Source organism: Bradyrhizobium sp. 138 (genome assembly GCF_023074075.1).
Lineage (GTDB): Bacteria > Pseudomonadota > Alphaproteobacteria > Rhizobiales > Xanthobacteraceae > Bradyrhizobium.
Map to the genome: position 1 here is coordinate 89120 of NZ_JADPKT010000095.1, position 15092 is coordinate 104211.

A 15092-nucleotide genomic window follows, 5' to 3' on the forward strand; every position below is an offset into this window, starting at 1 on the left:
AGTTAGTGCGATAGTTGGAGCGGCTTGCTCGGTACCTCTCCCGCTAGCTTGCGGGAGAGGGAGCGCACCTTCTGCGGGGGCCGGTATCGAACGCCCTCACTGGAACGTCATGTCCAGGCACTTGGAGATGTCGGAGCCGAGGCCGGAGGAGATGGTGATGCAGCCGCGGATCTTCTGCGCGCCGACGTCGGCGGCCCAGACCGCATAGCCGCCGGGGCCGAAGAACGAGTTGGTGTTCGGCGGCTCGGTCTCGGTCGCGTCGAAATCATACTTCCCGTCGGTCTCGAAGATGCGCGACTTCTTGGTGCAGCCGCCGTCGGTCTGGACGTTGATGACTTCCTTGTTGTCGCGGGTCAGCGCCAGGGAGACCTGGCAGCGGAAATATTCCGAGGTCTTGGTGTTGAAGAGATAAGTGTAGGACTTGCAGGTCGCCGTGTTCAGCTTGCCCGGCGCAAGGCCGCGGCTGCACGAGATGCGCTGGTTGTGGCTGAGCTGGTAATCATCGGCCCGGGCGGCCGGCACCAGCGCCGTCAGCGACGCTACAGCAGCCCAGCAAAGTTTAATCACATGGCGCATCCGAATCATCCCTACCCATAATTTTGTCGAGTTGCGTTCTAGACGGAAAGCGGAACATAGTCGCGAGGGGACGAAGGGAAAATCACAAACTACTGGGCAAGACGTGATGCGCTGCGGCGCTTTCGCAAATTGACCCGGACATGCTGTTCGTGATTTGTTCAAGCCCGGAATGTCCCCGACCGTGGGAGGATGGGAATGACGGCATTTTCAATCAAGCCATTTGCAATCGCAGTCGCGCTCGGCGCCTTTGCCGCGCCCGCATTGGCGCAAGTCCCGGCAACGCCGTGGGAGCTCAAGCCCGACATGGGCTACGCGTATGACAGGGAAGGCAAGACCTTTTCCTACAAGATGGGCACCAGCAATGCCGGCGAGCTCTTGAAGGGCGCCAAGAAGGTGCCGAAGGGCACGCTGTTCTTCATCGGCCAGAACGGCCAGCTCTATATGCGCAGCGGCCCGTATCTGGAAGGCGACGGCAAGTTCAAGTTCGGGCCGGATCGGTAGGGGATACGCCACAGCGACGGTGCCGTAGGGTGGGCAAAGGCGCCCTTGCGCCGTGCCCACCATCTCTCTTTATCGCAAAATGTGCGTGGGCACGCTTTCGCTTTGCCCACCCTACCGCAGCTCGCTAGCGGCTAAAACGCCCCCGCCAGCTCCCTTGCGCCGGGTTTGCCGCTGTTCGAGTCCATCCGCTCATCCGTCACGGCGAGCAGCTTGGCCACCGTGTTGTGGCGGATCGCGACCGGGTTGCGCTCGTAGCCGCCGCGCTGGAAGAAGTTCGAGGTCGGCACCTGCTCCCGCATCGCCTGCGGCATCGTCACCATGTCGAGGCCGGTGCCGTCACCGGTGAGGTTCATCATCTCGAGCTCGGCCGCGGTGAGCGGACGGCCGTAGCCCTTGGCGCGGGCGAACAGCACCGAGGTCAGGAGCTTGTGCGTCTGCAGCATCGGCCCGACATCGATGTCGAGCACCATCGCATGCATGGCCCAGCCCTGCGCGGTGTTGCCGATCTTCTCGTGCTCCGACCAGGTGTCGGGCACCGATTTGGCATGCGCCACCATTTTCTTCAGCACGACGAGCTTGTGCTCGAGCGCCTGCCGCGCCGGCCCCGATGTGCGCGCCACCTTCTCGGAGAGCGCGCGAATGAGCTCGTGGCCCTGTTCGGCCAGCAGCTCGACGCTGTTGGTGGTCAGGAGCTGGTTGTAGCCCATCGCGGTCGAGATCGCGCGCTTGCCGCCATGTTCGATTCCCGCCTGCACGTCGTGGCTGCCGGTGCCGCCAGTCTCGAACGAATAGACCCGCACCGCCTGCTCGCGCGTCAACCCGGAGGCGAGCGCGTAGCGCGCATAGGCGCGCTTGAACTCGACCTCGCTTGAGGGGCGCTGCGGCGTGAACTGATAGAGCTCCTGCGCCGCGCGCAGGAAATCGGCGACGACGGGGATCGGCTTGCGGGGCGGCCGGTCCGGCGTTTCCTCCGGCTCCGGATTCACCGGCTTCTTCGGCCCGTTATAGAGCGGCGGATGCTCGAGCACGTAATCATCCAGCGTGACCTGCTGCCCGCTGCGCCGCTTGGCATTGCGGCCTTTTCGCTTCTCCGAGATCTGGCTCCAATAGGCACCGGCCTCGGCGTCGAAAGCGGCCCGCGCCGCCTGGTACTCCGCGAGCTTGCGGCGATATTCGAGCACGGCCGGCGAAGCGCCGCCTTGCGCGAAAAACTGCGACAGCAGCTGGGCGTTGGCATCGCGGACGGCGGGCGGCAGCGCGTCGGCCTCACCGCCGCGTGCGGCAGGCGCGAGCAAGGCGAGCGCGAGTGGAACCAGCGCAAGGCGATGTCGAGAGAGGCTATTTCGAATCGAATGATGCATGCCGCCCTCTTAGCAGGCATCCGGTAACCGTCACGTTAACGCGCCGTTTACCATCACCTCCAGGCAAACACCGGCTGTTCCAGCTCGGTGACGCGGGTGTGCCGCCCCGCCAGCACCTCGCGGAACTGGTAGATCAGGGCCGCCGTCGGCGCGTGGATCAGGCTCATCTGGTGATGGAAGCGGATCACGCGTCGCGCACTCTCGGGGATCGCGACGAAATCGAAGGCGTCATCGCGCTCGATGGTGTCGAGCGCGATGCGATGGACGGAAGCGACCTCGTCCGGGTTCGGCCTGACCGCGCCGCCGTCCGAGGCCCACACCACCACCGGCGTGATCAGATAGCCCGAGCGGGTCGGGTAATCGTCGAGCGTGCCGAGCACGTCCGCGCTCGAGAGGCGAAGATCGAGCTCCTCGTCGAGTTCGCGCAGCGCCGCCTCGACCGGCGTCTCACCGGCATCGCAGCGTCCGCCTGGAAGTGCCCATTGGCCGCGATGCGCACGCAGGTGTGACGCACGCCTGGTGAGCAGGAAGGCCGTATCGTCGCCGTCACTGGATTCGGTCAGCGCCAGCACCACCGCGGCGCGCTTCAGCGCCGACGGTTCGGCTTCGTCAGGCAGCCGCGCGAAGGATGCGCAGGCCTCTGCGATATTCCGTCTGGTGGCATCGCCGAAAGGTCTCATGGTGCTTGACTACACCAGGACTGCACCTGATGAAACGAGGAGAGACAGCGTTGCAGGGATGGACGCAAGAGATGACGAGCAGGGCCGCCGCAAGGCTGAAATCAGAGGGCTGGAGCATCCTCGAGACCACCGGCTTCCTGCACCTGATCGGCCCCTTGTGGGAGCGCAAGGTCGATGGCCAATACGAATTCGCGCTCGCGACCGAGGACAAGCATCACAACCGCCGCGGCATGGTCCAGGGCGGCGTGATGATGACCTTCGCCGACCGCACCTGCGGCATGGCCGCCCGCTACGTCTCCGGCAAGGAGTTTTTGGCGACGGTGCAGCTCGACACCCATTTCGTCGAGGCCGGCCAGATCGGCGACATCCTGATCTCCCGCCCGCGCGTGGTGCGCTCGACGCGCAGCTTGATCTTCATGAGCACGGAGGTGACGGTGGATGATCGCTGCATCGTCATGGCGAATGGCGTGTTCAAGATATTGAAGGGGCCGGGGTAAGCGAAGCAGTCAGGCGGCCACCGCGCTCTCCTCGTCATTGCGAGGAGCTCTTGCAAAGCAATCCAGAATCTTTCCGCGGACGCATCTCTGGATTGCTTCGCTGCGCTCGCAATGACGGGCGTTGCTGACTATGCTGCCCCTCACCAACATCGACGACCCGCCCATGCAATACCGTCAGCTCGGCCGCAGCGGCCTGAAAGTGTCGCCGATCTGTCTGGGCACCATGATGTTCGGCGGGCCGACGGATGAAGCCGTATCAACACGGATCATCGCCAGGGCGCGTGATGCCGGAATCAATTTCATCGACACTGCCGACGCCTATTCGAAAGGCGCATCCGAGGAGGTTGTGGGACGCGCCATTGCCAGCAACCGTCACGCCTGGGTGCTTGCCACAAAACTCGCCAACCCGATGGGCGACGATCCCAATCGCGGCGGGCTGTCGCGGCGCTGGGTGTTGCAGGCCGCCGACGAGAGCCTGAGGCGGCTCGGCACCGATCACATCGACATCTACTATCTGCACAAGGAAGACCATGCGACGCCGCTGGAGGAGACGGTGCGCGCGATGGGCGACCTGATCCGGTCAGGCAAGGTGCGCTATTTCGGCGTCTCCAACTACCGCGCCTGGCGCGTCGCCGAGATCTGCAACATCTGCGACCGCCTCGGCATCGACCGTCCCGCGGTGAGCCAGCCCTATTACAACGCCATGAACCGCATACCCGAGGTCGAGCATTTTCCGGCCTGCTCCTATTACGGCCTCGGCATCGTGCCCTACAGCCCGCTGGCGCGCGGCGTGCTGACCGGCAAGTACAAGCCCGATGCCGCCCCGGACAAGGAGACGCGCGCGGGCCGCAACGACACACGCATGATGCAGACCGAATGGCGGCCGGAATCGCTTCGGCTCGCGCAGGAGATCAAGACCCACGCCGAGAAGAAGGGCATCACCGCCGGCCAGTTCGCGGTCGCCTGGGTGCTCAACTCCGCCTTCGTCTCCTCGATCGTCGCGGGCCCGCGCACCGAGGAGCAGTGGGACGGCTACATCAGCGCGCTCGACTATCGCTTCACTGGGGATGACGAGGCACTGATCGACCGCCTGGTCGTGCCGGGCCATCCCTCGACGCCGGGCTACAACGATCCCGCCTACCCGATCGAAGGCCGCCGCGCGCGGACGACCTGAACTTTCGAAAGACGCCAATGCCGCATCAAGATCGCTACAGCCTGCCGCTCTCGACCGAATCCGATGCGGCTGCTGGCGCCTATCGCGAGGGCGTCGACCTCATGCTGGCGGGCTGGACCGGCACGGTGGAGGCGCTGGAGCGCGCGATTGCGGCTGACCCGGATTTCGCGCTGGCCCATATCGCCCGCGGCCGCGTGCACGCTTTCTATCAGCAGGGCGATCTCGCCCGAGGCAAGGCGGCGCTCGCGCGCGAGCTGGTGGCAAAGCGCGGCACGGAACGCGAGCGCTCGCATGTCGAGACGCTGGCGCTCGCGATCGAGGGCCGCTTGCCGGAAGCGATCGCATCGACGCTGAAGCACATCGACGAATGGCCGCGCGATGCCTTGGTGCTGTCGCTGCCGCTCGGCGCGTTCGGCCTGTTCGCCTTCTCCGGCATGGCCGACCACGACCGCGCGCGGCACGAGCTGTGCGAGCGGCTCGCACAGCATTACGGCGAGGACTGGTGGTTCCTCACCATGTATGGCTGGGCGATGACCGAGAATGGCGACGTCGCGCGCGGCCGCGGCGTCACCGAGCGCGGCTTCAATTTGCGCCGGGCGAACGCCCATGCCGCGCATGCGGTGCTGCATGCGATGTTCGAGGACGGCTCGATCGAAGCGGCCGACCGCCTCGTCGACGACTGGATCCCCACCTACGACCGCGCCGGAATCCTGCACGGACATATCCGCTGGCACCAGGCGCTCGGCGCGCTCGAGCATGGCGATGCGGCACGCGCGCTGTCGATCTATGCCGACGTGCTCCAACCCTCGGCGACGCAGGCGCCGCCGCTCAACGTCATCACCGACGCCGCCTCGCTGCTCTGGCGTCTGTCGGCGTACGGCCACAGCGTGCCGAGGGCGCTGTGGCAGGAAGCCGACAACGTCGCGCAAAAACTGTTTCCGAAGTCGAGCCTGTCCTTCGCCGACGTCCACATGGCGCTGTTTGCGGCCGCGACGCAAAACCACGCGGCGCTCACCGCGCGCCTTGCAACCATCGAGCAGCGGCTCGCCGAGGGCAAGCTGCCGGCCGGCGCCGTGGTGCCGGCGATCTTCCGCGCGCTGGCGGCCTTTGCGGATGAGGACTACGCAACATGCGTGCAAACGCTTGCGCCTGTGCTCGGCGAGGTGGTGCGCATCGGCGGCAGCCATGCCCAGCGCGAGCTGGTCGAGGACACCTTCATCGTTGCACTCATGCGCAGCGGTGAGCTGCCCCGCGCCCGTGCCGTGCTGGACGCCCGCCTGCACCGCCGGCCTTCCTTACGCGACAGGCGCTGGCAGGCGGCGATGGGGTAGCTCCGCCACGAAAAAAACACCGGCCTGACGGCAAGTGCCAGCGGGACGGGTTGGGCGATTTGGGCGAATCGCCATTGGGGTGACGCGGTGGTATTCCAGACGGGTCTTGCAGAACAAACGGGATCGCAACCAATTCGCGGTTCGATGGTTATGGTGCGGAACTGTTCCATGGTTCCCTCGCACGTGAGCCCTCCGATGCGCCTCTGCCGACCGCCGCTGGCCGCCACGTTTGCGTTGACCGCCGCCCTTGCCGCTTGGGTAAGTCCTTGTTTTGCCGAGTCTTCTGCGCCGATTCCCGTCAACAATCCGCCGGCGCCGAACGCCTATATCGACCTGCTGGCGCTGATGTCCGGCCACTGCAAGACGTTCAAGGTCGCCGGCCGCACCTTCGCCTGCAAGACGGTGGCCTACGCCCATGGCGACAAGGGCCGGGTCAATTTCGCGGTCGCCGTCGACGATCCCACGGACGACAGCCACGTGGTGTCGTTTTCCGGCGAGAACGGCAAACGCGCCGACGACAATTCCTACGAGCTGCCGATCGACCGCATGCTGCTCAACTCCAAGGACCGTCCCAGGGTCGACGGCCTGCCGGTGCCCGCCGAGCAGACCTCCACCGGCCTCTGCCGCCAGACCGGCAATTTCGCCGCCAGGAAGGTGAAGGACGTCACCTGCTCCGCCACCGACAGCGAGGGCCGGGCTTACGAATTGCTGTTCGTGTCCGACGGCACGCCGGTCAGCGTGCGCCGCATCCGGCAGTCCGCACCATCGATCCAGGATCCGTTCAAGTAGCGGCCTCCTCCGCCGGGGTCAGCGTGTATGATCGCGGCCATGCTTCGGAGCGATCCATGACGCGCGACCGCCTGTTTCTGCTGCGCCCCGGTTTCGAGGACCCGGCCTTTCCGGGGCGCGTATTCTATTGCTGGCATTGCGCGCTGATCGAGGGCGTGCTGGCCTCGTTTCCGCAGCTCGCCCAAAGGCTGGATGTCGAGCGCATCGCATGGCCGCGGCCCAGACAGCCGGTGATCGCGCTTCTCGGAGAAGAGAACCAGTCGCTGCCGCTGCTGGTTCTGGCCGGCGGAGCGACCTCGCCGCACCAGACCGGCACTCATCAGGGCCACGCCTTCATCGCCGACAAGGACGCGATCCTCGCCGCGCTCTCCGAGCGCCACGGCTTCCCCGATCCGCACCCGTGACGATGAGAACGTCGCTACGGGTAGTCCGGATTGAGCGAAGCGCGATCAGGGCTACAGGTTTGCAATGGCGTCACGAAACGGATGATGTGATCGCATCTCAGCGCTAGCGGACGACGCGCCGCGTTCCGTATTGACAGAGGTTAACGCGCGTTAATCGGAACCGATATCTGCGTCGTTTCGACGCCAGCAGCTTCCTGGAACGCAAACAACGCCCATCTGTTGTCACACGACATTCAACTGGAGTGATGACATGAAGTATCTCATTGCCGCGATGGCCGTTGGTGCTGCGGCGCTAGCGGGCGGATCAGCGGCGAACGCAGCCGGCAGCGTAAGCGCCAAGCAGACTGCGCAGGAAAGCCAAACCACCGACATCAGCGCGCATCGCAGGCACCACCGCTGGCATGGTCACCATCATCATTGGCGGCATCATCACGGCTACTACCGTCCGCACTATCGCAGCTACGGCTATTACCCGCGCCACCACGGCTATTACGGCGGCGGGCCGTACGGATATTATGGCGGCGGCCCCGGCGTGACGTTCAGCTTCGGCGGCGGACGCTGGTGAGACACAAAGGCCCGCTGAGATGCGGGCCTTTTCTCATCCCCGCAGGATCATCGCGGCCGTCTCCTGGCCGCTGGCGAGCGCCGCTTCCACCGTGCCCATGTCGGGGCCGCGGTAGAGCGCTTCACCGGAGAACAACACCGGGCCATCGGCATGCGCGAGGATCGCCTGCGCCGCGCGCGTTGCCGGCGTCGCCCAGGAATAGGCGCCGCGGGCGAAGGGATCGTGCGCCCAATTGATCGCCGCAGCTGCCACGAGCTCGCGCGCGATGTCCTCGCTGGGCAGCTTGAAGATGGCGGCGAGTGAACCGAGGCCGGCGTCGATCAGCCCTTGCGGATCGACGCTTTCCAGCTCTGCCGTGCGCGGGCCGCCGAACCAGCCGGTCAGCACGGCATGCCGGCTCGGATATTGCGTCCACCACACCGGGATCGCCTGATCGGACAACAGGAAGGTCATGCCTGCGAGATCCTGGCGCCGCTCTCGCCACCATGGCCGCGCGAAACGCAGCAGGATCTTGACGACATTGCCGAAGCCGATGTCGTCAGTGGCAGCGAGCTTCGTGCGCGTGCTCATCGGCAGCGCGATCTCGCGCACCAGCGGCAGCGGGACAGTGAGGATGACGCGGTCGCAGTGGTGCACCTCACCGCCAGCGTAGCGAACCGATGCAATGCGGGCATCCTCCTCGATCGCCGTCACCACGCAGCCGAGATGGATGACGACGCCCTGCCTGCGGCAGTCGGCTGCCAAGAAGTCGATCAGCGCGCCATAGCCGCCATCGATGCGCGCCTGCGGAGCGTGTCCGCCATCCATCCATTCCTCGCGCAGCGCCAACGTCGAGGCGCGCTCGGGATCGGCCGCGTCATAGCCCTCGACCATCCGCTCGATCGAACGGCGCATCGGCGCATAATCATCCCCGGCAAAATGCCGGCGCAGAAACTCGGCGACGGTGAGATCGTCCTTCAAGTCCCTCAGCACGGCCTGAAGCTCGGCCCCGCGCGGATCGTCGCGTCCTTCGCGCGAGAGCGTCGACCCGTCAAAGCTCCACTGTTCGCCCTCGATCTCCTGAAGCGACAGCCCGGCCTCGCGCAGCAGTCCGCGCGTGACAGGCGCCTCGCCATGGACGAACTCGGCGCCGCCCGCGGCGGGGTAACCGAATTCCGCGGCCGGCAGCGGATGGATGCGGCCGCCGCAGCGCCCGCGCGCCTCCAGCACCGTCACCTTCCGGCCGGCCCGCGCCAGCTCGCGCGCCGCCATCAGGCCGGCCGCGCCTGCGCCGACGATGACGATATGCTCGGATGCCTCGGGCATGGCTGCGCGTCAACGACTGGGATCGTTCTTGATCAAATAGCGCAGCAGCAGGACGCCGCCGCCGAGCTCGCGCGTGCTCTCCAGCGTCATCGCGGCGATCGGCGCGCGCTTGTCGCTGTCGGCCTCCGTGGAGTCGAACACGAACGGCGCGCCCGCTGCACCGTCGATCGCGGGGCTGAGGATCAGGTTGAACTCGTCGATGAGACCGGCCCGCAGGAACGCGCCGTTGGCAACGCCGCCGCCCTCCACCAGCAGGCGCTTCACACTGAGCTCTCGACTGAGAATATCCAGTGTCAGCGCCAGATCGATCTCGGACTTGCCGGCAAAGATGTAGGACACGCCCTCGCCGCGCAGCCCCGAGAGATGGGAATCCGGCACGCTCTCGGTCAGCACGACGACGATCGGGTCGCCGCCGATGTCCGAGCGGCCCCAGCCAATCTTGCCGTGCGCATCGAGCACGACGCCATAGGTTTTCGCGTCGCGCCGCGCGAACCAGTTTTCACGCGGCAGCTTCTCATTCGTCGCGGGATAAGGCGTGCCCTTGGCGAACTCCGATCCGGTGACTCGGCCGATCACCCAGGCATCGCCGCCGAGCTCGTCATGGATCTTCTCGAACCAGTCCGTTCCCGCTCCCTTCGGGCGCCAACGGCTGGGATGGGTGCGGCCGTCGAGGCTGGAGTGCATCAGGCAGATGACATACGGTTTCATGCAAGTCCCCGGGGCAGCGCTCAGGCCGCGGATCCATCGCCGCCTGCATTCTCCCTGGCGCGATCGTTGACGATCGTCGCGAGCGGATTGAGCTTCGGCGGCGCGACCAGCTGCAGCGTGTTGGTGTCGCGATGATTGAACGGCGCGCCGCGCACGAACAACTCGGTCTGGATCAGATAGGTCCAGCTGCCGTCCTCGTTGAACGTGATGTCGCAGCGATACGCATCGGTGCGGAAGGCTTGTTCCAGAAAATCGGTCGAGCAGATCCCGTAGGCGGTGTCGCCGCGCTTGGCGGTGACCGAAATTGTCCTGTCATCCGGCCCGGCCTTGCCCGAGGCCAGCAGCACCTGCCCGCGCGGAATGGCGAGCGTCTGCATGATCAGCCCGGTCGCCGGCTCCCACAGCCAATAGCCGACCTGGTCGTGAAAGGTAATGTCTTCCTCGGGCGTGTTGATGTGGATGTGATAGCGCAGTCCGTAGAACAGCTGCGGGCCGTTGGCTTGCGGATCGATCGGATCCATGCGGATGCGCTCTATGAAGGTCCGCCGCTCCGGCCCCTCCGCCTTCGGATTGATGTCGATGCCCTTGTCCGCCTGCCAACGGCCTGCGAGGCGGCGCAGCGGGCCGAGATTGGCAAGGCCGTCGGGCGAAACGTCCTCGGGCTCGGTGAAGATGTCGGCGGGAATGGGGAGCATGGCGGCCTCAAATCGTTGCGGAGGCAGCATTAGCATGAGAGCGCGGGCGTGGCTCGTGCCCGGACCTCACAATCGCGAATGACATGAGCGCCATGCGCAGGTGATCGTCGAACTTCACGTGAGGCGAAACGGAGCCGAGCCAGCTTGGTTCTATTCCGCCACAGCAAGACGGGGTGACCGCGTCAAGGCGACCTGGTGAGGCCCGCGAAGCCGTTGACGTTTCCCGCGAGCGCTCTCAAGCCGCCTCCGCCACCGCTTTCGCGCGCTGCTCGAGCACGCCGATGGTGGCGACCAGATTGTCGCGCCGCGCACGAAGGTTAAGGGCCAGCAGCGGATAGGTCGGCTGCTGCGCGTCGAACACTCCAGCGCGAGCCTCCTCCTCGAGAATATCGGTATTCAAGAGTCGAACGCGCCACCACAAATCGGCGATCAACGCATCGAGCCGGAGTTCACCGGCAGCACCAGAACGGGACACTTCCTGCATCGCTTGCCTCAACCTGAAACGGCCTCTCTATTGAGACCTTGGCTTTGGTCCTGACCGAGCAAGCGCAGTGCCAGGAACGGGCGGGAGCAATCCGACTCAGGAGTTAGCTGCGCGCAGCGCGATGCTTCAGCCTCAGCGGAAGCCGAACGTGCCAGGGGGCGACCAAGCCACATCCTTGTAAGCTATTAATGATGCGAGACAATTTAGGCGAAGGAAAGTCGCCTGCTCAGCCTCCACCGCTCTGCCGCGCGCGACCTGTCCCAGCTCGCCCCGACTCACGCCGCACGCCGTTTCCGGCGCGCCACGGGGACTTGCCAGGACAGACCGGCGAGCGGCACTGGTTTGCTGAAGTGAAATCCCTGGCCGAGCGGGATGCCGAGCGATTGGAGCCGTCTGACCTGTTCGGAGGACTCGACCCCCTCGGCGACGATCGACAGCTTCAACGTCTTCGCGAGCTGCACGATGGACTTCAGCACGGCGACGGTCTCGCAGCGGTCGATCCTGTCGATGAATGACTTGTCGATCTTGACCTTGTCGAACGGAAACGCCGTCAGATAGGACAACGACGAGTAACCGACACCGAAATCATCGAGGGCAATGGAGACGCCGAGCGCCTTGAGGCGCTGGAGCGTCTTGAGGTTCTCCTCGCTGTCGGCCAGAAATACGCTCTCGGTGATCTCGAGCTCGAGCCGGGTTTGCGGAAGGCCACTCTGCGCCAACGCAAACGTCACGGTGTCGACGAGATTGGTGCCGGCAAATTGCAGGGCGGAGAGGTTGACAGCGACCTTGACGTCTGCCGGCATGCTTGTCGCATCGCGACAGGCCCTGGCGAGCACCTGATTGCCGAGCTCGACGATCAAGCCCCCCGCCTCCGCAACCGCAATGAACTCCGCCGGGGGAATGTAGCCCCTCGTGCCGTGATGCCAGCGCGCCAGGGCTTCGACCGATTTTACCCGACCGGTGCCGAGCTCGATCACGGGCTGATAAAACACCTCGATCTCCTCGCGCCAGATCGCTTCACGCAGCTCGATCTCGAGCACGTTGCGCTGATCCGCTTCGGCCTTCAGCTCCGCTGAATAGACGTGGAAGCAGCTTCGGCCGGAATTCTTCGACCTGTACAGCGCAAGATCGGCGTTGCGAAGTATCTCGTCGACCCGCGTGCCGTGCTCGGGCACGAGCGCAAGGCCAATGCTGCAGCCGATCACGACGGGATGGCCATCGATGTGATAGGGCTCGGCGATGGCCTGGACCAGCCGCGCTGCCAGGCTCTCAGCGCCGTCGCGCATCGCCGCCCGGCCCGGCGCCACGATCACGGCAAACTCGTCGCCGCCGATTCGCGCCGCCGTATCGACGTCGCGAATCTGCGCCTTGATCCGGTCGGCAACCTGCTTCAGCAACGCGTCGCCGCATTGATGACCGAGCGCATCATTGACGGATTTGAACTTGTCCAGATCGAGCAGGAGTACCGCGAACGCGGGCCCCAGCCGGCGCGAGCGGGCCAGCGCCTCGTCGATGCGCTCCTTGAACAGGTTGCGATTGGCAAGTGCGGTCAGACTGTCGTAATGCGCCAGCCGCTCGATACGGTCCGCCGACGCCTTGCGCTCGGTGATGTCCTCATGAGTAGCAACCCAGCCGCCACCTTCGCGTCGGCCATAGGAGATGTAGACGACCCGCCCATCCGGGAACTGCACGGTGTTCGAGATATGCTCCGACTGGGCGAGCCGGTCCTTCAAATCGACGAGGTACGCCTCAACGTCGAGCACGGCGGTCTGCTTGGCGAACACCTCCCGGAAGTCCATGCCGATCCGAATGTCTTCCGGTACCAGCCCGTAGAGTTCGAGCCATTGCGGATTGAACGCGATCAGGTGGTCACGGCCGTCGAACATGCTCAAGCCTTGGGGAAGGTTCCTGAGCGCATCCTCGAACTTGCTGGCGAAATCGCGCAGCTCGCGGTGGGCGCGATTCAGCGCCTGCTGCCGCCGCCAATGGAATGTCGTCGCGGCCAGGATGATGAACGTAAGCAGCAGCGCGCCGCCGAGATAGACCTTCTGCCTGAAGGCGGAGCGGGAATAGATCTCCTGCTCCGAAATGCCGACGGTGAAGATGAGCGGAAACGCGCGCGACCTGCGCGCGGTGACCATCCGGTCGCTGCGGTTCGGCCGGTTCTCGTTCCAATATTGCACATAGAAGCCGTCCCCCAGCTCAACCTCGACGCGGCTCGGCGCGCGTTGACCCAGCACGGAGCCTTCGTCCACGCCCCGGGCGGCGAGCACGACGTAGTTCGAATTTCTGAGCACCAGCGTTCCGCCGACGCCGAGCTTTGCGGTGTCGTAAAACCTGCCGACGACGTCGACGCTGAGCGAGCCGACGACCACGCCTACCGGATTCCCGGCGAGGTCGAACAGCTTTCGCGCGAGCTGGATGGTCCATTTGTGCGACGCTCGCCCCAGCACTGGCTTGGCGACGTAGAGGCGGTCATCGGCTTGCGCCATGACATTGATGAAGTGCTCGCGATCGCCCAGATAAAGCGGCGGGCCCGAATAGCCCGCTGTCGTACTGATCATGTAGCCGTCCAATCCGATCAGCGCGAACTGAACCACGTCGCCGGTGGCGATGCGGGCCTTGTCGGACCATGACTTCAGGCTGAAGATGAGCGGATCCTGGGCGTAGAGCGTTCGCACCACCCGCAATGACTGATCGACGCGCTCGAAGATGCGTTCGGTGTTTTCCTCGAACAGTTCGGCGACGCTGTCGCCGTGCGACCGCGCCTGCCCGATCGCATCCGCCCGCTCCGATGACGTGATCGCAAGGTAGCCGATCCAGACCAGGGGCAAGAAGAACAATGCGATCTGTAGCGGGGCATTGCGCAGAATCGTCAATGCCACCCTGCGAATTGATCTCGCGAGCATCATCAGGCCCACTCCCGCGTCGGCCACAGGGGCAGAACAGCGCTCATCGCAGAAAACAGCACCGCCTCCCTCCGCCTTGCACAGGGACGGCCACGGCCGGAAACGGAGGCGCGGGCCTGTCCACGGCGCCGAAGTTAGGCGGGACAGCCTTAAGTTTCGGTTGGAATAATGCTCAATTCCTCTGCTTCCGACGTCCGTATGATCACGGAGGTCAGCCGGTTTTTTGACCAACCAGGCGGTATTGGCATATTAGGGGCCGGTATTTTGCGCTCCCCGCAGTTTCGAGCCTCACACCGCGCGCGCAAGAACGATGGCGCCGGACAGGATGAGGATCGCGCCTGCCATATAGCTCAATCGTCGGCCGAACGGCAGCAGCTTCTCGCCGGCGACATAGAGCGCGATGCCGATGATCCAGGCCAGATTCATCACGCCGCCGACGAACAATATTACCATCAAAAACCAGCAGCAGCCGACGCAGTAGCCACCGTGGCGAAGTCCCATGCGGAATGCCCCACGCGTGCCGGGCTGCCAATGCCTGCTGAGAAACAACAGCGGGCTCTCGCAGTAGCGCAGGCAGGCATGCTTGAGAGGCGTGAACTGGTAGAGGCCCGCGGCAATCAGAATGCCGCCGCCCAGAATCGCGCTGTTGCTTGCCATCGCCATCGACAGCAACCCGAAGCGTTCGAATGCCCCTTGCGCCAGGACCGCAGCGAGACTGAATCCAGCCCATGTCACGAGGTACCCGGCGAGAAATATCCAGGCATCGATTGCCGCGCGGGATGCAGTCTCCTGCTTGCGCTTGATGGTCGCGTACAAGAGAACGGTGGGCGCCGCGCTTGGCGCCATCATCGCGATCATCATCACCCACCACATCGCGAACAGCAGCACCGCATAGAGCGACGTCCATGGCATCGGTGCCATGTCCGGCATGTCGGCCATCATCTCGGTGTCCATGCCGGCGCCCGCAGCGAGATAGGCCCAGGCGAGCGCCGCCACCGCGGCGGTCCCGATCGCGACGATCAGCCGGTCGCGGTGGAGCAAGTGTTCCAGTATCGAGCGCCCCTGCATCGACTTGTCCATAGCGATGAGGAGCTGACACCGAGGTTTTGTCTC

Annotated in this window: 16 protein-coding genes; 7 read left to right on the top strand and 9 right to left on the bottom strand. The window is 65.0% G+C overall.

Translation table 11 applies throughout. The features are described from left to right. Positions 1-96: 96 nt before the first annotated feature. Positions 97-576 carry a hypothetical protein gene (locus tag IVA79_RS34520; protein ID WP_247561613.1) on the bottom strand — a complete coding sequence of 160 codons (480 nt, stop codon included), beginning with the start codon at positions 574-576 and terminating at the stop codon, positions 97-99. 195 nt (positions 577-771) lie between these two features. On the opposite strand from IVA79_RS34520, the gene IVA79_RS34525 reads away from it, so the two are divergent. Next, positions 772-1077 (top strand): hypothetical protein, encoded by a 306-nt coding sequence (locus IVA79_RS34525; protein WP_247561614.1) that lies wholly within the window; start codon positions 772-774, stop codon positions 1075-1077. A gap of 131 nt (positions 1078-1208) precedes the next feature. Here the strand turns inward: IVA79_RS34525 and IVA79_RS34530 are convergent, their stop codons facing one another. Both IVA79_RS34530 and IVA79_RS34535 read right to left on the bottom strand, forming a co-directional pair. Next, positions 1209-2438 carry a hypothetical protein gene (locus IVA79_RS34530; protein WP_247561615.1) on the bottom strand — a complete coding sequence of 410 codons (1230 nt, stop codon included), beginning with the start codon at positions 2436-2438 and terminating at the stop codon, positions 1209-1211. A 53-nt stretch (positions 2439-2491) separates the two neighbouring features. Beyond that, the gene (locus IVA79_RS34535) at positions 2492-3118 is read right to left on the bottom strand and encodes a CoA pyrophosphatase (RefSeq protein ID WP_247561616.1); all 627 of its coding nucleotides are present in this window, start codon (positions 3116-3118) and stop codon (positions 2492-2494) included. 71 nt (positions 3119-3189) lie between these two features. Between IVA79_RS34535 and IVA79_RS34540 the strand changes: the two genes are divergently transcribed. The 6 genes from IVA79_RS34540 (at position 3190) to IVA79_RS34565 (ending at position 7878) form a co-directional block, all read left to right on the top strand. After that, on the top strand, positions 3190-3615 hold the full coding sequence (locus IVA79_RS34540) for a PaaI family thioesterase (RefSeq protein WP_247561617.1): 426 nt from the start codon (positions 3190-3192) through the stop codon (positions 3613-3615). 163 nt (positions 3616-3778) lie between these two features. Then, entirely contained in the window at positions 3779-4789 is a 1011-nt protein-coding gene (locus IVA79_RS34545) for an aldo/keto reductase (RefSeq protein ID WP_247561695.1), read from the top strand. 17 nt (positions 4790-4806) lie between these two features. Then, on the top strand, positions 4807-6120 hold the full coding sequence (locus tag IVA79_RS34550) for a tetratricopeptide repeat protein (protein WP_247561618.1): 1314 nt from the start codon (positions 4807-4809) through the stop codon (positions 6118-6120). Positions 6121-6315: 195 nt separating this feature from the next. Beyond that, the gene (locus IVA79_RS34555) at positions 6316-6909 is read left to right on the top strand and encodes a hypothetical protein (protein WP_247561619.1); all 594 of its coding nucleotides are present in this window, start codon (positions 6316-6318) and stop codon (positions 6907-6909) included. 56 nt (positions 6910-6965) lie between these two features. Continuing rightward, positions 6966-7313, top strand: a complete 348-nt coding sequence (locus IVA79_RS34560; protein ID WP_247561620.1) for a DUF3088 domain-containing protein — start codon at positions 6966-6968, stop codon at positions 7311-7313. Between the two features lie 250 nt (positions 7314-7563). Next, entirely contained in the window at positions 7564-7878 is a 315-nt protein-coding gene (locus tag IVA79_RS34565) for a hypothetical protein (protein ID WP_247561621.1), read from the top strand. Positions 7879-7911: 33 nt separating this feature from the next. Here IVA79_RS34565 and IVA79_RS34570 read toward each other — a convergent pair whose 3' ends face one another. From IVA79_RS34570 to IVA79_RS34595, 6 genes are all read right to left on the bottom strand, one after another. Continuing rightward, entirely contained in the window at positions 7912-9183 is a 1272-nt protein-coding gene (locus IVA79_RS34570; RefSeq protein ID WP_247561622.1) for an NAD(P)/FAD-dependent oxidoreductase, read from the bottom strand. Positions 9184-9192: 9 nt separating this feature from the next. Beyond that, the gene (locus IVA79_RS34575) at positions 9193-9891 is read right to left on the bottom strand and encodes a dihydrofolate reductase family protein (RefSeq protein ID WP_247561623.1); all 699 of its coding nucleotides are present in this window, start codon (positions 9889-9891) and stop codon (positions 9193-9195) included. A gap of 20 nt (positions 9892-9911) precedes the next feature. Then, complete coding sequence (locus IVA79_RS34580; protein WP_247561624.1) at positions 9912-10586, bottom strand: heme-binding beta-barrel domain-containing protein; 675 nt, start codon at positions 10584-10586, stop codon at positions 9912-9914. Between the two features lie 235 nt (positions 10587-10821). Continuing rightward, complete coding sequence (locus tag IVA79_RS34585) at positions 10822-11070, bottom strand: hypothetical protein (protein WP_247561625.1); 249 nt, start codon at positions 11068-11070, stop codon at positions 10822-10824. Positions 11071-11345: 275 nt separating this feature from the next. Then, positions 11346-13982, bottom strand: coding sequence for an EAL domain-containing protein (locus tag IVA79_RS34590; protein ID WP_247561626.1), 2637 nt, complete (start codon positions 13980-13982; stop codon positions 11346-11348). 285 nt (positions 13983-14267) lie between these two features. Further along, complete coding sequence (locus IVA79_RS34595) at positions 14268-15047, bottom strand: DUF2182 domain-containing protein (protein WP_247561627.1); 780 nt, start codon at positions 15045-15047, stop codon at positions 14268-14270. Positions 15048-15092: the final 45 nt, after the last annotated feature.